This is a genomic window from Flavobacteriales bacterium (genome assembly GCA_016712535.1).
Lineage (GTDB): Bacteria > Bacteroidota > Bacteroidia > Flavobacteriales_F > PHOS-HE28 > PHOS-HE28.
Genome location: JADJQW010000002.1, coordinates 2,059,989 through 2,078,061, shown reverse-complemented (window position 1 = coordinate 2,078,061; position 18,073 = coordinate 2,059,989). Strand labels below are relative to the sequence as shown.

At 61.6% G+C, this 18,073-nt stretch carries 17 protein-coding genes and 1 pseudogene; 11 read left to right on the top strand and 7 right to left on the bottom strand.

Annotated elements, in window-relative coordinates:
- Positions 1 to 3 precede the first annotated feature (3 nt).
- From IPK70_08660 to IPK70_08640, 5 genes are all read right to left on the bottom strand, one after another.
- Positions 4 to 1,257, bottom strand: coding sequence for an ABC transporter permease (locus IPK70_08660; protein ID MBK8227234.1), 1,254 nt, complete (start codon positions 1,255 to 1,257; stop codon positions 4 to 6).
- 48 nt (positions 1,258 to 1,305) lie between these two features.
- A complete protein-coding gene (locus IPK70_08655) occupies positions 1,306 to 2,547 on the bottom strand; it encodes an ABC transporter permease (protein MBK8227233.1) in 1,242 nt (413 codons plus the stop codon).
- The gene (locus IPK70_08650; protein MBK8227232.1) at positions 2,537 to 3,241 is read right to left on the bottom strand and encodes an ABC transporter ATP-binding protein; all 705 of its coding nucleotides are present in this window, start codon (positions 3,239 to 3,241) and stop codon (positions 2,537 to 2,539) included. The genes IPK70_08655 and IPK70_08650 overlap by 11 nt, the downstream gene beginning before the upstream one ends.
- Before the next feature lie 129 nt (positions 3,242 to 3,370).
- The gene (locus IPK70_08645; GenBank protein MBK8227231.1) at positions 3,371 to 4,897 is read right to left on the bottom strand and encodes a hypothetical protein; all 1,527 of its coding nucleotides are present in this window, start codon (positions 4,895 to 4,897) and stop codon (positions 3,371 to 3,373) included.
- The gene (locus IPK70_08640; GenBank protein MBK8227230.1) at positions 4,894 to 5,325 is read right to left on the bottom strand and encodes a hypothetical protein; all 432 of its coding nucleotides are present in this window, start codon (positions 5,323 to 5,325) and stop codon (positions 4,894 to 4,896) included. Before IPK70_08640 ends, IPK70_08645 begins: the two co-directional genes overlap by 4 nt.
- A gap of 174 nt (positions 5,326 to 5,499) precedes the next feature.
- Between IPK70_08640 and IPK70_08635 the strand changes: the two genes are divergently transcribed.
- Positions 5,500 to 6,684: an OmpA family protein gene (locus tag IPK70_08635; GenBank protein ID MBK8227229.1), complete on the top strand. Its 1,185-nt coding sequence runs from the start codon at positions 5,500 to 5,502 to the stop codon at positions 6,682 to 6,684.
- Positions 6,685 to 6,698: 14 nt separating this feature from the next.
- Here the strand turns inward: IPK70_08635 and IPK70_08630 are convergent, their stop codons facing one another.
- Complete coding sequence (locus tag IPK70_08630; protein ID MBK8227228.1) at positions 6,699 to 7,181, bottom strand: hypothetical protein; 483 nt, start codon at positions 7,179 to 7,181, stop codon at positions 6,699 to 6,701.
- A 33-nt stretch (positions 7,182 to 7,214) separates the two neighbouring features.
- Here IPK70_08630 and IPK70_08625 point away from each other — a divergent pair, with 33 nt between their 5' ends.
- The 10 genes and pseudogenes from IPK70_08625 to IPK70_08580 all read left to right on the top strand — a co-directional run bounded on the left by IPK70_08625 (position 7,215) and on the right by IPK70_08580 (position 17,451).
- The gene (locus IPK70_08625; GenBank protein MBK8227227.1) at positions 7,215 to 7,736 is read left to right on the top strand and encodes a DUF1572 family protein; all 522 of its coding nucleotides are present in this window, start codon (positions 7,215 to 7,217) and stop codon (positions 7,734 to 7,736) included.
- A gap of 26 nt (positions 7,737 to 7,762) precedes the next feature.
- The gene (gene mazG / locus IPK70_08620; protein ID MBK8227226.1) at positions 7,763 to 8,587 is read left to right on the top strand and encodes a nucleoside triphosphate pyrophosphohydrolase; all 825 of its coding nucleotides are present in this window, start codon (positions 7,763 to 7,765) and stop codon (positions 8,585 to 8,587) included.
- Between the two features lie 3 nt (positions 8,588 to 8,590).
- Positions 8,591 to 8,770 (top strand): hypothetical protein, encoded by a 180-nt coding sequence (locus IPK70_08615; GenBank protein MBK8227225.1) that lies wholly within the window; start codon positions 8,591 to 8,593, stop codon positions 8,768 to 8,770.
- Between the two features lie 60 nt (positions 8,771 to 8,830).
- Positions 8,831 to 10,933, top strand: a complete 2,103-nt coding sequence (locus IPK70_08610) for a hypothetical protein (GenBank protein MBK8227224.1) — start codon at positions 8,831 to 8,833, stop codon at positions 10,931 to 10,933.
- Between the two features lie 43 nt (positions 10,934 to 10,976).
- Positions 10,977 to 11,786, top strand: coding sequence for a hypothetical protein (locus IPK70_08605; protein MBK8227223.1), 810 nt, complete (start codon positions 10,977 to 10,979; stop codon positions 11,784 to 11,786).
- Positions 11,787 to 11,807: 21 nt separating this feature from the next.
- The gene (locus tag IPK70_08600; protein ID MBK8227222.1) at positions 11,808 to 13,094 is read left to right on the top strand and encodes a serine hydroxymethyltransferase; all 1,287 of its coding nucleotides are present in this window, start codon (positions 11,808 to 11,810) and stop codon (positions 13,092 to 13,094) included.
- Between the two features lie 3 nt (positions 13,095 to 13,097).
- Complete coding sequence (locus IPK70_08595; protein ID MBK8227221.1) at positions 13,098 to 14,084, top strand: sulfotransferase domain-containing protein; 987 nt, start codon at positions 13,098 to 13,100, stop codon at positions 14,082 to 14,084.
- Positions 14,085 to 14,144: 60 nt separating this feature from the next.
- Positions 14,145 to 15,568: pseudogene (locus IPK70_08590) on the top strand (MBOAT family protein).
- Between the two features lie 3 nt (positions 15,569 to 15,571).
- Positions 15,572 to 16,618, top strand: coding sequence for a hypothetical protein (locus IPK70_08585; GenBank protein MBK8227220.1), 1,047 nt, complete (start codon positions 15,572 to 15,574; stop codon positions 16,616 to 16,618).
- Positions 16,615 to 17,451, top strand: a complete 837-nt coding sequence (locus tag IPK70_08580; GenBank protein ID MBK8227219.1) for a hypothetical protein — start codon at positions 16,615 to 16,617, stop codon at positions 17,449 to 17,451. Before IPK70_08585 ends, IPK70_08580 begins: the two co-directional genes overlap by 4 nt.
- Here the strand turns inward: IPK70_08580 and IPK70_08575 are convergent.
- Complete coding sequence (locus IPK70_08575; GenBank protein ID MBK8227218.1) at positions 17,437 to 17,979, bottom strand: hypothetical protein; 543 nt, start codon at positions 17,977 to 17,979, stop codon at positions 17,437 to 17,439. The two genes, IPK70_08580 and IPK70_08575, sit on opposite strands and share 15 nt — an antisense overlap.
- Positions 17,980 to 18,073: the final 94 nt, after the last annotated feature.

Sequence of the window (18,073 nt, the reverse complement as noted above, 5' to 3'; positions counted from 1 at the left end):
TCATCATTTATCCGCCCTGAGCGCATCGACCACCCGTATGGCGAGCGCGCGCCTCGCGGGGAACAAGCCGGCGAGCACGCCGCTGACCACGAGCACCGCGAGGGCCACCAGCGCAGTGACGAGGTCGATCTCAGGCTTGGCGAAGAAGGCGCCTTCCAGGCCAGCGCTGCTCACGGCCTCTAGCAGGAGCATGCCGAGGAGCAATCCGCTATAGCCGGCGATGAGGGTGAGGGTGAGGGCCTCGAGGACGATCTGTGCGGTGATGCGCCCCGGGGTGGCGCCGATGCTGCGGCGGACTCCGATCTCGTTGGTGCGTTCGCGGATCACCACCAGCATGATATTGCTCACGCCCACCACCCCTGCGATGAGGGTGCATATTCCCACGAACCACGCCAGGGCCGTGATCGCCGTGAGCAGGTCATTGGTCATATCGAACATCTCCTCCACGTTGAAGCTGCCGAAGGCCATGTCATCATCCGGGTGCACGCGGTGCTTCACGGCCAGCAGCTTCTTCACATCGGCCTGCACCTGGGAGGCCGGGGTGCCGGGCTGGGCGGTGATCGCGAACCAATGGACTTGATTGAGCGCATTGAACGCCGTTTGGAATGTGGAGAATGGCACGTAGATCACGGCCGTCTGATCGTCCCCCATCTCCGCGCTGGCCTTGGGCATATGAACTCCCACGACCTGGAAGTACACGCCATTGATCCGGATCCAGGAGCCGAGCACCTTCTCATCCGGCTCGTAGAGCAATTGCACGGCGCGCCTGCCGACCACGCACACTTTGCGCTTCTCGAGCACATCGCGCTCGTGCAGGAAGCGGCCTTCCTCCACATACGTGCCCTGTATCCGCATGATCGAAGGCAGATCTCCATTCACCGTCAGCGCTGCGGTCTTGTTGCCCCGCACCACATTGTTGCCGCCGCGCCAGCCACCCAGCTGCAGCCGGGGGGCCAATGCCTCGATGCCCTTCACCCGCTGGCTGATCAGCGCGATGTCGTCGTTGTCGAAATCGAAATAGCGTCCGCGCGGAAGGCCCTTGTAGGGCAAGGAGGTGGTCTGGGCCCACACATAGCAAGCGTTGCTGGCCCAGCCTTCGAAAGCGCCCGCCACACCGTTGCTCAAGCCATTTCCCGCGCCCAGCATGAGGATGAGCATGAAGATGCCCCATCCCACGCCGAATGCCGTGAGGAAGCTGCGCAGCTTGTTACGGCTCAGCGTCTGCCAGATCTCGCCCCATCGCTCGCGGTCGAACATCTTCAGCTTCGGGTTGGAGGTTGCAGGTTCACCGAGGTCCCGGGTTGCTCATTCATCGCGCAGGGCTTCGATGGGACGGATGCGGGCGGCGCGGCGCGCGGGCATGAGGCCTGCGAGCGTACCGGTGATGATGAGCAGGATGAGCGCTTGGATGGCGATGCTGATGTCCACTTCAGGCTGGCGGAACATGGGGCCGCCGGGCAGCAGCCGTGCGATGGCTTCCAAGGAACCCAGCCCGAGCAGCAGCCCCCCGTAGCCTGCGGCACTGGTCACGATCAGCGCTTCCATCATCACCTGGCCCATCACGGACCGCGGGGTCGCGCCCAATGCCTTGCGCACCCCGATCTCACGGGTGCGCTCCTGCACCACGATCAGCATGATGTTGCTCACGCCCATGATGCCCGCGATGATGGTGCCGATGCCCATGACCCAAACGAAGGTGCTGATGGCCATGAAGACGCCGCTGAACATAGTGTAATTCTCAAGCGAGTTCTCCACCCATATCGCGCGCTCATCAGAAGGGTCGAAGTTGTGGCGCGCGGCTAGGATGCTCTTCACACGGCTAACGGCGCGCTTGCTCTCATCGAGCGTGGCATGGCCGAGCGTGAAGTGGAACTCGTCTATCGCGGTGTAGGCGCCGAAGACGCGCTGCGCGGTGCTCAAGGGGATGAAGACCTTGCTTCGCTGGTTCTGTCCCTGCGTCTGCTCGAAGCGGTAGACCCCCACCACCTCGAACGGGATGCCGTTCACCTGGATCCAATGGTGCAGCGGGTCCTCAGCGCCGAAGAGCTTCTCGCGCGCATCGTTGGCGATGACGATCACCTTGCGCCCTTCGATCTGGTCCGGCTCGTTGATGTAGCGGCCGGCTTCAATGATCTGCGATTCCACGTGGAAGTACGCGGGCTCAATGCCTTGGATGGTGTAGTTGCCATAGCGCTCACCGTTGTTCAGCACGCTCTCGCCGCGCCAAAGCCAGTACTCCCCGCTGCTATGCTCCAGCTCGCGGACGCCCAGCCGCAGGGCGGCCATGTCCGCATTCTCCAAGGTCACCCGTCGGTTCGGGGGCAGGCCCTTCCATGGCCTCAGGGTCGTTCCGCCGCGCACATGGATGGTATTCACGTTCTGGTTCCGGAAGCCGTACTCGAAGCCATTGCGCAGCCCCTTGCCGAGTCCCAGCAGGATGATGAGCATGAAGATGCCCGTGAATACGCTGATGCCCGTGAGCGCCGCCCTCAGCTTGTTCTTGCCGATGCTCTCGAAGACCTCGCCCCATTTCTCCCTATCGAACATCGGCCATCAGGCTTGCAGGGTCCATGTGCGCATTCTCGATCAGTCCATCGCGCAAGTAGATCACGCGTTGAGTGGCAGCGGCCACCTCGCGCTCGTGCGTCACGATCACCACGGTGAGGCCGAGGTCCTTGTTCACGCTGGTGAGCAGGTCCATCACTTCATGGCTGGTGGTGCTGTCCAAGGCGCCGGTGGGCTCATCAGCGAGGATGATCTTCGGGCTGCTGATGAGCGCGCGCGCGATGGCAACGCGCTGCTTCTGCCCGCCGCTCATCTCATTGGGCATGTGCCTGGCCCAGTCCTTCAGCCCCACCTTCTCGAGCATGGATAGCGCCAGGTCATTGCGCTTGCGGCGCGCCACGCCCTGGTAATAGAGCGGCAGCGCCACGTTCTCCATGGCGTTCTTGAAGCCGATCAAGTTGAAGCTCTGGAACACGAAGCCGATGTACTTGCTCCGCAGCAGGGCATTCTCCGTCTCGCTCTGGCCCTTGATGAGCATGCCATCGAGCAGGTACTCTCCCTGGTCGTAGCCATCAAGGATGCCGATGATGTTGAGCAAGGTGCTCTTGCCGCTGCCGCTGGCACCCATGATGCTCACCAGTTCGCCGCTGCCGATGTGCAGGTCGATGCCCTTTAGCACGGGCAGGATATTGGCCCCCATGCGGTAGGCTTTGCGGATGCCTTTGAGATCGATCATCGCGGCTGGAATGCGGCAGCGGGCCGAAAGTACCGGCCGTGACTTGCGCCCTGCTTCTCCCTACACGAACGGCGGAGCCCTCGGAAGAGCGGCCCCATAAGGTCAAGCGTTAAAGAACCGGGAGCAATGCTACTGCTTCACCACTTGTACGCGTTCCACCAAACGGCCATCCGGCATGCGAAGCCCTAAGGAGTAGGTGCCTGCATCAAGCTTCGCCATGGGGATGTCCACGGCTCGGGATTCCTGGAGCGGGATCACGGCAACCAAGCGGCCGGTGACATCAAACAGCTCGATCACCGAAGCAGGCGCCCATGCGCTGCTCAGGTCCACACGAATGCCATCGGCTGTAGGATTCGGCGCAACGCGCATTCCGGGCCTGATCCCGCAGCCCAACAGTTCCACAACACGGCTCACGGACTCCTCGCCTGTGATGTCCGTTTGGCGGATGCGGTAATAGGTCACCTCGCTCGCCGGAAGTTCTGGATCAACGAACAGGTATTCCGTCAAGTCCTGGGTGTTGCCCACCCCGTTTACACGACCTGCCTCTTTCCAGGAAAGACCGTCGATGCTGCGCTCAACAGCAAAGTGGCTGTTGTGCCATTCGCTCCCGGTGGCCCACTCGATCAAAGCCTGTCCATCCGCGCATTCAGCCTCCACGCTCAGCAATTCAACCGGCAGCGTGCAATTCAGCGTGGCCGTCCCGGTCCAGTCGAGCAGGAAGCCGCTCGCACCGGAATTCGCTGACCAGCCGTTGATCATGATGTAATAGACCTGACCGGCGGTAACGTTCATCTGTGAGACCCATTGGTCACCTGTCACGGTCTCTGATGCGTCTGCTGCGCCATTGCCAAGCCCCGTATTCCCATTACCCGAGTTGATCGCGTATGAGCAGCGCACGGGCGTTCCGAGCGCGCCGCAGGTCACGTTGGGGCCGAATACGACAGGATCGAAGTCCTCAGCGTTGTTGTTCGGGTTGATCGTGAAGGCGAGTGTTCCGCTGGTCTGAATCTGGATTCGGTACCAATTGGTGTAGTTCTCCGAGGTCACGCACCCTGTGCAGCCCTCGGCGGTGATTCCCGGGCCCGGAGAGGCATCGGAGAAGGGTGTATCCACGCATACCGGCGTGGCGAAGGCGCAATCACTGTTCGAGGTGCCGCTGGGCCCGCCTGCGCAGGGCACACAGCTGATGGTGGCGGTCCAGCCGGCCAATTGCACGCTGCCATCAGAGACGAAGCGGAAAGTGAGGCAGCCGCTGGGGTTGTTCGCGGTGATGACGCCCGGGGAGGTGGTGCAATTGCTCCATAGCGCTGGGCTGTTCTGCACCGGACCATTGAGGATGGAGAGGTAGTCGCAACAACTGTTCGGGCCAAAGCACAGGAAGTACGTGTCGTTCATCGAGAATTGCGTGAACGTCGCGCGCACGCACATGCCCGCTTGGTTCGGGCAGAATGTCCTGAAGATGTTATTCACGTTCGCCGCATAATTGCCTGCAGCACCGCCGTTGTCGTAGTAGGTGCCGGAGCAGGTGGTCACCATGCAATTGCCCGTGTAGGTTCCCTGCTGGCCCACGGTGGAATGCGAATATGTCTGCGCAATAAGTGCAGGACCGGCGATAGCAGCCGCCAACAGCAGTGCGATTCTAATGGACCAGCTCATGGTACTGGGGTCTTGGAACCAGCGGCGAGAGCAGCTGCGCGGTATGCCAGGTATGCCTGACGGTCGCTCTCGCTAAGATGTTCTATGACCAGCGCCTCGAAACGATCGCGCGAGAAAAGCAGGATGCGTCGGTTGATGTACGGATCCTCGACAAGGACATCCGCAGATTGCGTCCGGAGGGCATCGTAAGCGTGCAGATCCAAGCCGAGGATCTCCGCATCGGTGGGGTCGCGGAACAAGGGCCCGTCCTGCACCTGGAAAGAACGGCCATAGTAGAGCAGCAGGCCAACGTACTTATAGTGGCTGTGCTGCCGCATATCCTCGATGTGTTCCGGAGCGAAGCGCGCCTGCAACTTGTCCAGCGCAGCACCTTCTTGCGCATTCGCGCCAAGCGCCATGGGCAGTAGGAGGATCAGGATGGAGCGCATCGGAGACAATGATCCCTGCAAGTTATGGAAACCACGGTGCGGCTGGGTGCATATCAAAGACGGGCCATCATGGATGCAGGATGCCTGATAGCGGCCCTATCCCCACAACGCCCGGTTCATTTCCCAAGCGGTTCAACGCTGCTTATCCGCAAAGCACCCGGGTAGCTTCGCCGCATGCTTCGAATCAGCCTATCCATCGCATTGCTGGCCATTTCAGGCCTGCTGGCCGCGCAGAACGTCTTTCAGCGTGCCGTTCTCAACGATACCATGCCCAACCTGGCGCCCAATCCGGGCTTCGAGGAGATCACCAAGGCTTCCTGCGTGTGGACCACCGACCCCGAGAAATTCGCCGCCAACGTCACCGGGTGGAGCTCGCCAACGCAGACCACTCCCGACCATTTCAGCACCACCCTCGACCCCGAATGCTGGGCTCATCCGAAGCAGCACAGCGGCGGCAAGCAGAGCACGCACAGCGGCCAGGGCATGGTGGGCATCAAGACCTACGGCAAGGGCAACACGCCCACCTTCTGGCACGAGTACGTCCAGGCCGAACTGAAGGAACCGCTGCAAGCCGGCGTGCGCTACATCGCCGAGGTCTGGGCCTTGCGCGCCGTGAAGAGCAACGACGCCAGCAACAATGTGGGCCTGCTCTTCACCGATGCGCCCATCAGCACGCGCGACCGGCTGCCGCTGCACATCACCCCCACGGTGAATGAGGAGAGGCTCATCAAAAGCGGCTGGCACAAGGTGCGCGGCGTGTTCGACGCCACGGGCAGTGAGCGCTTCGTGGTCATCGGGAACTTCTATGGCGATGATGCCACCCAGCACGAGCGACAGCCCCAAGGCGAGCGCGGCGCCTACTATTTCATCGACGATGTGAGCGTGCGCGTAGCACCGCCCGGAACAGCCTTGACCCCGAAGCCTAAAGAGAGCCTGCCTCCCCCGCCGCGCCCCGTGGTGCCCGACCACGTGAGCAGCACCACGGTCGACATCCACCAAGTGGAACCGGCCGTGGGCACACGCGTGCGCTTGGACAACGTGCAATTCGATTTCGACAAGGCCGAGCTGCTGCCCGGCTACGAGAAGGAATTGGAGAAGCTCGTGGACCTGATGACCGACTTCCCGTACCTGCGCGTGGAGATCGAGGGCCACACCGATGATCAGGGCAGTGACGAGTACAACCTCAAATTGAGCGATGCCCGTGCCAAGGCCGTGGTGGATTACCTCTTGAAGAAGAAAGTGGAACAGGAGCGATTATCCTGGATGGGCTACGGAGAAGGCAAGCCATTGCAGCCGAACGATAACGAGGCCAACCGTGCCATCAATCGGCGGGTGGAGTTCCGCGTGATCGAACGTTAGGCTGACGTGCGGCCCTACTGCGCTTTCAGCAAGGCTGCCTGTTGCTCGCGCATCTTCTCGGTGTAGGGCAAGTCCCACTCGAAATTGCCTGTCTCGCGGTTGTACCGGCAAATGCCGAAGGGCTCATCAAGAATGGAATAGTCCACACCTTCCTGCGGCTGGATCATGATCATATCCACATTCATCCCGAAGCCGCCGATCCATTCCTCGGGCGTTGGTCCGAACAGGATGAGCTTGATCCGTTTGCTCACATAGCCGGACGCGGAATAGGTCAAGAGCCATTCTCCGTTGCGGCCGAGGTCCAACTCATACTTGGAACTATCGTTCGTTGCCGCCAGCTCCCAACGGCCCCACTTGAGGTCGATGGCCTCAACGGTGATGCCGGTGAGCCGCTCACCGGTCCTGATGTCCTTCACCGCGCCAAAGACCACCACATCGGGTTGAGCGATCGTGAAGGCCGAGATCAACCCGGCAATGGACAGCAATAGGAAGCGCATGGCGGCAAGGTAGCGGGTGCCGATCTTCGCGGCATGCCTGCCCTCCGCTTCCTCGACAGCGCCCGCAAGGAGTTCGCCTACTACCGCACCCTGGGCGAGAAGACCTTCAACCAGCTGCCCGACGCTGACCTCTTCCGTGAGCCGGCGCCCGGCAGCAATTCCATCGCGGTGATCGTTCAGCACCTGCATGGCAACATGCTGAGCCGATGGACCGATTTCCTCACCTCGGACGGCGAGAAGCCCTGGCGCAACCGTGAGGGAGAATTCGAGCCCGGCGTCACCACGCGTGAGGAGGTGCTGCGCCTATGGAACGAGGGCTGGGATAGGCTCTTCACCGCCATCGATCCGCTCACAGCTGAACAACTCGATGGCATCGTTCACATCCGTACCGAACCGCACACCGTGGCGCAGGCCATCACGCGCCAGCTGGCGCATGTGCCCTATCACGTGGGACAGATCGTGCTGCTGGGCAAGCTCTTCAAGGGCGAAGGCTTTCAGAGCCTCTCCATTCCGCGCGGAGGCACGGCGGCCTTCAACAAGGACAAAGGGATGTGAAGCATCGGCCGAACGACCTTCGCCCCATGGACCCACGCGCCGAAGCCTTCCTCCGCCTCTTGAAGATCATGGACGAATTGCGCGAGCAATGCCCATGGGACAGGAAGCAGACGCTAGAGACCCTGCGCCCGCTCACCATCGAGGAGACCTACGAGCTGGGCGACGCCATCCTGGAAGGCGACCTTGACGGCGTGAAGAAGGAACTGGGCGACCTGATCCTGCACATCGCCTTCTATGCGCGCATCGGAAGGGAGAAGGAGGCCTTCGATATCACCGATGTGCTCAACGGAATCTGCGAGAAACTCATTCGCCGGCATCCGCACATCTACGGTGATGTGAAGGTGAAGGACGAGGAGGAGGTGAAGGCGAATTGGGAGCGCATCAAGCTTCAGGAGAAAGCCGAGGATCCCGGCGCTGGCTACTCAGGAACGCTTCGATCCTCCCGCAGTGACCGGTCGGCGGAGCCTAGCGTCCTGGAAGGCGTGCCCAAGGGCCTGCCGAGCCTGGTGAAAGCCATCCGCATTCAGGACAAAGCACGCGGCGTCGGCTTCGATTGGGAGCACAAAGAGCAGGTATGGGACAAGGTGCATGAAGAGCTCAGCGAACTGAAGGCCGAAGTGGATGCATGCAGCGCCAAACAAGCGGACGAGATCGGTGACGTGCTCTTCAGCGTGGTGAACTACGCGCGTTTCCTGGGCGTGGATCCGGATGAGGCCCTCGAGCGCACCAACCGCAAATTCATCAGCCGTTTCCAATTCCTCGAGCGCGAGAGCCGAAAGGACGGCAAGCGCATGGGGGAGATGAGCCTGGCGGAGATGGATGTGTACTGGGAAAGGGCGAAGGGCCTCTGAATCATGAAGCCATTCCTGCGTTCATTGCTGCTCAGCCTGATGCTTGGCATCCTGGAAGCCATGCGCGAGGTGGAGGCCATTGAGGCTGACCGTCTCGATGCGCGCTGGGTGATGCGCATGCCCTCCCCGCTTGACCATCCTGAACGCTGCTGGTTCTGGAACGGAAGCTCGCTCGCGAACTGACCCGTGGGGCGTATGGTTAGTCCGACTACCTTGGCGGGGCCATCACCAACCCCATCCGACATGAAGCATCTTTCCGCGCTCCTCCTCACCCTGCTCCTTGCACCCGCGCTGTTCGCCGCACAGGGCGGTCCTGACGCTTACGGCTACATCTGGAAGGACAGCAACGAGCCCGGTGGCCCTGTGTTCAGCTGGATTGACATCACCACTACCGGACAGATGATCATGGGCTTGGGCGACGATAACGTGGTCGGACCGATCGTGATGGAAACCGACATGCCCTTCTACTGGTATGCCCGGAAGAATCTGTGGATAGGGAGCAACGGCTATGTCGCCTTCAACGGCGGCAACCTCGCATCGCCCTTCCCCATGATCCCCACCAACGGCGGAGTGAACGACTACGTGGCAGGCATGGCCAGCGACCTGAACTTCCTCGGATCAGGCAACCCAGGCCGTTGCTACCTGCTCGATACCGGCGATACCACCATCATCTCATGGATCGATGTGCCTTTCTGGTCACCCACCGCGCCGACGTACACCGGCAGCAACACCTTCCAGATCATCCTGAATAAGCTGGATAGCAGCATCACGGTGCAGTACCTCACGCAAACGGGCCTCACGCAGAACAACGAGCTGAAGCTCGGCATCGAGAGCGTCGCCGGCAGCATCGGCCTGCAGCATAGCAGCAACGTGTACCCGGTCACGGGCATCGCCATCCGTTACTACATGCCCCCATCGAGCACCTTGCAGATCCTGGATGCCACGGTGGGCTGGAACGGCCAGCCGGGCTCCAACGGCATTTTCCGCTCGCGCAATGGATCGAGCTATTCCATGGTGGCCAACGCACTCAACGTGGGCAATACGGATACGGGCCCCTTCGGCTTCGCGGGCGCTTTGGTGAATTCCGTCGGAGCCACGCAGATCACCGCGACGCAGCCCATCGGCAACATCGTGCCCGGCCTCGACACAACTGTGCTCTTCGCTCCGACCTGGGTTCCGAACCCGGCAGGCACCTACCGCTTCAATACCACCGTGAGCGGCCTCACCGGCGAATTGGTGACCCTGAACAACACGCAAACGCAGGAGATCGTGGTGGTGGACACCACCACCGCCATCCAGGACCTGCGATATCACGGCCTGACTGACAACGGCGTGGGCCTGAGCTGGAACGGGGGCAATGGCGGCGTGGGCATGTACATCAAGCCGCCCTACTACCCCGCCTACGCCACGCACACCACGGTGCGCATCGTGAGCAACATCGGGCTGGCCGGATATACCATGAAGGTGTACGATGATGACGCGCCCGGCGGCCTGCCCGGCACCCTTCTCGACTCTGTGAACATCCCTGCGGCGCAAGCCATCGCTGGCGATCAAGTGATCCCGCTCTCCGCTCCTATCACCATCACCAGCGGCGGTGTTTATGTCCAGTGGTACATGCTCGGCGCCGACATCAACATCGCCGTTGACATCACCCCGCCCTTCTCCCTCAACAGCTACGAAGTGATCGATGGCGTTTGGGCCGAATACCGCGACCGTACCATCCAGGATTTCTTCATCGGCCTGCGCTTGGGGCAAGTGCCCGTCTTCGATGCTGGCTGCAATGGCTTCTTCAATCTCCTTGATGGGCAGGCCATCGGGTCGCCTACTGCCATCCGACCTTGGATCCGCAACTATGGCAATCAGGTGCTGACCTCCATCGATGTGCATTACCGATTCGGCAATGGCAACGTGGTCACGCAGGCCTACTCCGGACCGGCCATCAACCCCGGGGCGCAGCAGCTCTTCACCTTCAGCACCTCTTACGCCCCAACGGGCGATGAGACCGGCAGTCTCTGTGCATGGACCACACTGCCGAACGACGCGGTGACCGCGAACGACACGTCGTGCGTCCTTGTGAACACCTACGTCGGCATCAACGAGAATGCGCTCAACGCGGTCGTTATCGGACCTGTGCCGGCCGATCAGGAACTGAGGCTGCTGGGGCTCCCCGCTGGGATGTACGGCATCGTGATCACAGATGCCGCAGGCCGAACCGTGAGCGAGTTTCATGCTGCCCATGGCGGCGCTTGGGTTCTGCCCACCCACGACTTGCCAGCGGGTGCCTATCAACTCGTGCTAACGACCGGAAGCGTTCGCAGGGCCTTGGGTTTCGTGGTGCAGCATTGAACCGGCTGAAGGGGTTGGCGGTCCATGGCGCGAGCAGCTGGAGATGATCATCACGGAGCGCTTCGTAATGCTGAATTTCCCCAAGACCGGGAGCAGCTTTGCGCGTGAAGCGGTGAAGCAGGCGCATTTCCATCATCCGCCGACGCTACGCCAGCGCATGGCGTGGCGCATGGGCGCGCCGCAACGCATGCTGAAGGATGTGCTGATGAAGCCCAACCTCTTCAACGCCGAGCACGCCGCCAAGGCGAAGGAGGTGGCCCACGGCGCCTATTGCCAGGTCCCGGAGGAGCATCGCAACAAAGCGATCGTCACCGTGGTTCGCGAACCCATGGCCCGGATCATTTCGCTCTACGAGTTCAGGGCCTGGGCCAAGGACCCGAGGCTCGACACCGATGCAGTGCGAACCTCCCTCCCTCATTTCCCGGAGATCAGCTTCGCCGAATACTTCGACTTGCACATGGGCTGGGCATATGAGGCTTCCGCGCCGCCGGGCATGCGCACGCGGGTCGGGCCGCTCACCTTGCAATTCATCCGCATGTACGCACGCGACCCGTTGACCACCGCCCTGGCTCTCCACGACGGCATGGACCTGCGGCTGCAATGGCGGCAGCATTTCCCGCGCATCGCCTTCTTGCGCACCGAGCGCCTCAACATGGAATTGCGCCGCTTCCTCCGGCGCGAGGGCTACTCCAAGGCCAGCTTGCGCTTCATGAGCGAAAAGCAGCGCGTCAACCGCTCCGGACGCTCGCAAGCCCTTTACTTCACGGCCGGAATGGCCAAGGAGGTGCGTTGGCGAGAGCGCTTCTTCTATCAGCTGTTCCCGGATTACCTGAGCGCCCACGACCGCGCCTGAAACGCACAAGCACTGAAACGCATGGACCGCGACCAAACCGTATTCGACCTGATTGACAAGGAACGTTGGCGCCAGACCGTGGGCCTGGAGCTGATCGCGAGCGAGAACTACGTGAGCGACCAAGTGCTCGAGGCGCAAGGCAGCGTGCTCACGAACAAATATGCCGAGGGCCTGCCCGGGAAGCGCTACTACGGCGGCTGCGAGTTCGTTGACGAGGTGGAGAACCTGGCCATCGAACGCGTTAAGAAGCTCTTCGGCGCAGCCTGGGCCAACGTGCAGCCGCATAGCGGGGCTCAAGCCAATGCTGCTGTCATGCTCGCATGCTTGAAGCCCGGTGACACCATCCTCGGATTCGACCTGAGCCATGGCGGCCACCTCACGCATGGCAGCCCGGTGAACTTCAGCGGGAAGCTCTATCGCCCCACCTTCTATGGCGTTGACAAGGCCACCGGCCGCGTGGACATGAACAGCGTGCGCGAAACGGCCATGCGCGAACGCCCCAAGCTGATCATCTGCGGTGCCAGCGCCTATAGCCGCGATTGGGACTATGCCGCATTCAGGGCCATCGCCGATGAAGTGGGCGCGATCCTAATGGCCGATGTGAGCCACCCGGCCGGATTGATCGCCGCCAAGCTCCTGAATGACCCGTTGCCGCATTGCCATGTGGTGACCACCACCACGCACAAGACCCTTCGGGGCCCGCGCGGCGGCCTGATCATGATGGGCCGCGACTTCGAGAACCCATGGGGCCTCACCACGCCCAAGGGTGAGGTGCGCATGATGAGCGCGGTGCTTGACGGAGCCGTATTCCCCGGAACGCAGGGCGGTCCGCTTGAGCATGTGATCGCCGCCAAGGCCGTCGCTTTCGGCGAAGCGCTATCTCCTGACTTCACGGTTTACGGCAAGCAAGTGATCGCTAACGCAGCTGCCATGGCTCAAGCGTTGACGGACAAGGGCTACCATATCGTGAGCGGCGGCACGGACAACCACTGCATGCTCATCGACCTGCGCAACAAGGACCTTACTGGAAAGGAAGCGGAGCGGCTGCTGGGCCTCGCGCACATCACGGTGAACAAGAACATGGTGCCCTTCGACGACAAGAGCCCTTTCGTGACCAGTGGCATCCGCATCGGCACAGCCGCCATCACCACGCGCGGGCTGCTCGAGGTGGACTGCAAGAAGATCGTGGAGATGATCGACACCACCCTGCGCAGCAATGGTGACGCAGGCGAACTGGACCGCGTGAAATTCTATGTGGGCGGCATGATGCGCCTGAAGCCGCTCTACGGCTGGGAAGTGGCGAGCTGATCGATGCTGCAACGGATCAAGCTGGCGTGGCAGGAGCGCCAAGAGCGCTCCAGGACCGCACGCAGCGTGCGCGACCGCAGCGCCATCTTAGCAGCGAAGGGGTTCTGCGCTGAGGATGCGCTCGTGCTGACCGGGGATCCGCGTGGCGGCACCACCTGGCTCATGGAGACCTTGTGCGCCTGGCCCGGCACTGCCCTGAATTGGGAGCCCTTGCACCATGCATTCGGCATCGTGCCCGCCGCAATGCGTTGGGGCAAACGGCCATTCATACCGGAGCACGACCGTGATCCGGAGCGGTTCGCCATGATGCGCGAATCGCTGAGCGGCCACCGCAATACCGAATGGACCCTCCGTTACTGCACTCGCGAGCAGGCGATCGGCGCGGAGCGGCTCCTCACCAAATTCGTCCGCGCCAATCTTCTGCTGCCGTGGATGACGACCAGCATCGCATTCAAGCGAAAGCCCATCCTTCTGCTCCGCCATCCGGTGCCCACCGTGGTCTCTCAGCTCAAGGCCTTCCCGGACCCTTCCCATCATGCGGCTGCTCACACGGTGCCCGACCAGCTGTTCAACGAGCGCCATTTGCAGCACTTGGAGATGATCAACCGCCTTGCCCCCGGCTTGGAGCGGCAGTTGGCGCTTTGGTGCGTGAATAACCTCTCCACGCTTCGGCATCCTCGCCACGGGCGAGATTGGATCGTGGTCTACTATGAGGAGCTTCTTCTGGACCCGGCAGCAAGCCTTGAGCGGATCGGAGCTGCATGGGGGGTGCAGCCGGATGCGTGGATCGATCACGCGCGCCGCGACCGATCGAGTGCGACTGATTTCATGCGCGACCGGCTCAGCGACCCTGCGGCGCAAGCGGCGAAGTGGATGCAACGCATTGATCCGGCGCAGGCCGCCCGGCTGCAGGATATCCTCGACCACTTCGGCATCGATGAGTACTGCCTTGCTTCAGCAAGACCAACAGCCGTCGCGCTGGATCGATAGGCCTCCGATTCACGGCCCGCTTGACTGATTTACGTTACTTCGGCCGCTCCATGCCCGGCCATGTTCTTCAACTCCGTTGAGTTCGCTCTCTTTCTGCCGGTGGTCTTCGGCATTTTCTGGTGGATTGAGCGCCGGTCCTTCCGTGCGGGGACCGTCTGGCTTCTGGGAACGAGCATGTTCTTCTACGGCTGGTGGGATTGGCGGTACCTTGCTCTTGTACTGTTCAGTGCAGGGCTCGATTACGCGGTTGCTCTCGCGCTGCCCAAGACGAGCAAGCGCGGTCTGCTCTTGGCGGTGAGCCTGGTGGGGAATCTGGGCTTGCTGGGGTTCTTCAAGTACCATGACTTCTTCGTGACCTCCTTTGCAGAGGCATTCACGTTATTCGGAATGCCCATGGAAGGGCGGACGCTCAATCTGGTGCTGCCGGTCGGCATCAGCTTCTACACCTTTCAGAGCATGAGCTATACCATTGATGTGTACAGGCGGCAAATGGAGCCCACCCGCGACCCGGTGGCGTTCGGGGCTTATGTCCTGTTCTTCCCGCAGCTGGTGGCCGGCCCTATTGAGCGCGCCACGCAGCTCATCCCGCAGTTCCTGCGCCTGCGCCGTTTCGAGCCTGCCCTGGCGGCCGATGGATTGCGCCAGATGCTCTGGGGCCTGTTCAAGAAGGTGGCCGTGGCCGATCAATGCGCTCCGGTCGTCGACTCGGTCTTCGGCGATGGCGATGGAATGCCCGCAAGCGCGCTGCTGGTCGGCGCAGTGCTGTTCGCCATCCAGACATCTATTGCGACTTCAGCGGCTACAGCGACATCGCCATCGGATGCGCGCGGCTCTTCGGCTTCACGCTCATGCGCAATTTCGCCTTCCCGTATTTCAGCCGTGACATCGCAGAGTTCTGGCGCCGCTGGCACATCTCACTCAATACGTGGTTCCGCGACTACCTGTACATCCCGCTGGGCGGCAGCAAGGGGTCCGCATCGCTCAAGGTGCGGAACATCCTCTTGGTGTTCCTTATCAGCGGCTTTTGGCACGGTGCCAATTGGACCTTCATCGCCTGGGGTGCGATCAACGCGCTGTTCTTCCTGCCTGTGCTGCTGAGCGGCCGGAACCGTGCGAATCTGGGGACGGTTGCCGAAGGCCGTCTGCTTCCCAGCCCGCGCGAGTTCCTGGGCATGGCCGGCACCTTCGGAATCGCCGTGCTCGCCTTCATCTTCTTCCGAAGCGATTCGGTAACGGATGCCGTCGATTTCATCGCCAGGATGGCCTCGGCCACGTTAATAGCGCCCAGCGGCCTGCTCACCCCATTGCTCGTGGTGCCGCTCGTGGTCCTCTTCGCTGCCGAATGGCTCCAGCGGGAAAGGCAGCACGCGTTGGCCATTGAACACCTTCCGCGCGCGGCCCGGTGGAGCATCTACCTGCCTTTGGCGCTTTGCGTCAGCCTGATGAGCGGCGAGGCCGTCACCTTCATCTACTTCCAGTTCTGAGCCATGCGCGGCGTCATCATCCGGTTCTTCCTGTTCGGGCTGCTCTTCATGTCAGCCGGCGCGCTGATCAAGCGCATGCTGCCTTATTGCTGGGGCAATGCCTGGTACACCGACAAGCATGAGGCCCTTCACGCGATGACCGTGCCGCCGACCATCTTCTTCTTCGGCTCCAGTCGCGTTTACCGGCACCTCGCTCCAACAGTGTTCGACAGCGTGCTTGTGGCCAATGGCAAGCCAATGCGATCGTTCAACCTCGGAGCCCCGGGCACCTTTCCGCCCGAAGCCTATCACCTCATCGAAGGTGCCTTGGAGGCGGGCGACCTGCCTGCTGGCAGCACCGTTATCATGGAACTTGCTGAACCCGCCACCGTGGAACCGCACATGCTCCGAACCGCGCGTTCCTCCTATCACATGACTCCGGCCTCATGGTGGATGATGATGCGGTACTTCCGGGAGACCCGTTCAGCCGGGAACCGTTGGGAACCCATGCGCATGAGCACCATCACCCTAGGAAAGAACCTCTTCCATATTGGGCAGATGAAGGCCATGCTCGGTGAATATGATCACAGCGCTCCGGAATTGGATGGCTTGGATGTGGGCGGCTTCATGTCCCTGGAACGAGAAGCCATCGATGGACCTGTTCCCGCGCTATCGGAGGATATCCGCAAGCGCCACCACGAACTGCTCGCAGACACGTTGATGCTATCCCGCCAACGCGCTTTGGTTGCCGAAGCCCGAGCCAAGCCCCCCGGCGCAGCGCCTGCCGAGTGGCGCAATGCGCTCAATCGCGTCGAAGCAGCCTGCGCCGGGCATGGTGTCCGGCTGATCTGGTTCTTCCCGCCGAAGACCATTTCGAAGCGAGAATGGGCGATGCTGCACGAACTGGGCCCGGAGAAGGTCATAGACCTCAATGATCCTGTTGCACACCCAGAGTTCTATGTGCTTCGCTACCGGTACGACCGGGGACACCTGAACTCACGAGGCGCGAGGTTGCACACCGTCCGGCTCGCGCACCGCTTCCTGGACCTTACCCAGAACGCCGCACCATGAGTACCAAGCGCGCATTCGCTTGTGCCGCATTCATCGCATGCATTGCGGAAACGGGTCTTTCACAAGGCGATCGCGGGTCATGGTTCGCTTATTGGGGCTACAACCGGGCGTGGTACAGTTGGAGTGACCTGCACCTGAGCGGCCCGGATTACGACATGACCCTGCGCCATGTGCGCGCCGATGACCGTCCTTCGAAGTTCTCCTTCAGCACCTATTGCGTGCCCGCTTCCATCTGGATCCCTCAGTACAACTATCGTGTGGGCTATCATTTCCGCGACCGTTGGAGCATCTCCTTGGGCATGGACCACATGAAGTACGTGGTGCGGGGCGGGCAGCGAGTGCGCATGGATGGCTATGTGCGCGGCAGCCGCAGCGTGGAATACACGACGAGCGAGGGCTCCCGTGAAGTGGCCATTACCGACGATTTCCTCCTATTCGAGCACACTGATGGACTGAACCTGCTCGCCATCGATGCCGACCATCATGACCCGCTTTGGAGCAGCGCAACTGGTCGCTTCCGTCTGCGTGCTTATGAGGGCCTGCATGCCGGGCCTGTGATCCCACGCAGCGACGTGCGGCTCTTCGGCGAGGGCATCAATAACCGGTTCAACCTGGCAGGGTATGGTATTGGGGCCCAAGTGGGCCTTCACTTCAATTTCCTGCGGCACTTCTTCCTGCGCAATACCCTGCGCGCCGGCTACATCGACCTGCCGAAAGTGCTCACCACAGGGAATGCGGAGGACAAGGCGAGCCAGCATTTCTGGTTCGTGCAGCACAACATCGTCATGGGAGCGCAGTTCCGGATAACCGGTAAGCGCTCAGCCGTCGACTGAGGGCTCAACGGCGAACCTGCGAAGCAGCGGCAGTCGCGCCGCCTGGTCATCGTCGAGCCAGATGGCATAGCATGCGATGAAGGCGAGGCCCATCTCGGGGATGTCCATCCAGATGGCCGTTCCCAAGTGGAAGGCTGCACCGAAAGCCATCCAGGGCAACCGCAATGTGCGGAACCAGGCCGCGATCGGGAAACTGAGTTGGAACAGCAATACGGCATAGGTGGCCAGGCGCGCCAGAACCGGGAACGAAGCGATCCAAGCCGGACCATAGGCCGGGTCGGTGGCCACGATGCCCATGGCCGTGCCATCCAGCCAATGCGTGCCGGTGAGCTTGTGAAGGCCAGTAGCGGTGTAGGCCAGCAGCAATTGAAGCCTGATGGCCCAGAAGCCGATGGCCTTCAAGCGCTCATCGCGAGCGGAGAGGAAGGTGCACCAGAAAAGCACGTTGGCCATGAGCTGCTGGCCGCCGCTGGAGGAGAGCCATCCCGTATTCATCACATTCAGGTAGAGCAACCAGATCAAGGCCACGCGCCACCACCTCGTGGGTCGCCACGATTCCAAGGCAGCGAGAACAACGATCACACACGGAAGCAACAGTAGCAGAATCGTCTGCCATGAATCG

What these genes read in the sequence shown, in the direction of transcription:
- IPK70_08660 (MBK8227234.1), bottom strand. Translation starts at nt 1,257, where the DNA reads ATGTTCGACCGCGAGCGATGGGGCGAGATCTGGCAGACGCTGAGCCGT.
- IPK70_08655 (MBK8227233.1), bottom strand. Translation starts at nt 2,547, where the DNA reads ATGTTCGATAGGGAGAAATGGGGCGAGGTCTTCGAGAGCATCGGCAAG.
- IPK70_08650 (MBK8227232.1), bottom strand. Translation starts at nt 3,241, where the DNA reads ATGATCGATCTCAAAGGCATCCGCAAAGCCTACCGCATGGGGGCCAAT.
- IPK70_08645 (MBK8227231.1), bottom strand. Translation starts at nt 4,897, where the DNA reads ATGAGCTGGTCCATTAGAATCGCACTGCTGTTGGCGGCTGCTATCGCC.
- IPK70_08640 (MBK8227230.1), bottom strand. Translation starts at nt 5,325, where the DNA reads ATGCGCTCCATCCTGATCCTCCTACTGCCCATGGCGCTTGGCGCGAAT.
- IPK70_08635 (MBK8227229.1), top strand. Translation starts at nt 5,500, where the DNA reads ATGCTTCGAATCAGCCTATCCATCGCATTGCTGGCCATTTCAGGCCTG.
- IPK70_08630 (MBK8227228.1), bottom strand. Translation starts at nt 7,181, where the DNA reads ATGCGCTTCCTATTGCTGTCCATTGCCGGGTTGATCTCGGCCTTCACG.
- IPK70_08625 (MBK8227227.1), top strand. Translation starts at nt 7,215, where the DNA reads ATGCCTGCCCTCCGCTTCCTCGACAGCGCCCGCAAGGAGTTCGCCTAC.
- mazG (MBK8227226.1), top strand. Translation starts at nt 7,763, where the DNA reads ATGGACCCACGCGCCGAAGCCTTCCTCCGCCTCTTGAAGATCATGGAC.
- IPK70_08615 (MBK8227225.1), top strand. Translation starts at nt 8,591, where the DNA reads ATGAAGCCATTCCTGCGTTCATTGCTGCTCAGCCTGATGCTTGGCATC.
- IPK70_08610 (MBK8227224.1), top strand. Translation starts at nt 8,831, where the DNA reads ATGAAGCATCTTTCCGCGCTCCTCCTCACCCTGCTCCTTGCACCCGCG.
- IPK70_08605 (MBK8227223.1), top strand. Translation starts at nt 10,977, where the DNA reads ATGATCATCACGGAGCGCTTCGTAATGCTGAATTTCCCCAAGACCGGG.
- IPK70_08600 (MBK8227222.1), top strand. Translation starts at nt 11,808, where the DNA reads ATGGACCGCGACCAAACCGTATTCGACCTGATTGACAAGGAACGTTGG.
- IPK70_08595 (MBK8227221.1), top strand. Translation starts at nt 13,098, where the DNA reads ATGCTGCAACGGATCAAGCTGGCGTGGCAGGAGCGCCAAGAGCGCTCC.
- IPK70_08585 (MBK8227220.1), top strand. Translation starts at nt 15,572, where the DNA reads ATGCGCGGCGTCATCATCCGGTTCTTCCTGTTCGGGCTGCTCTTCATG.
- IPK70_08580 (MBK8227219.1), top strand. Translation starts at nt 16,615, where the DNA reads ATGAGTACCAAGCGCGCATTCGCTTGTGCCGCATTCATCGCATGCATT.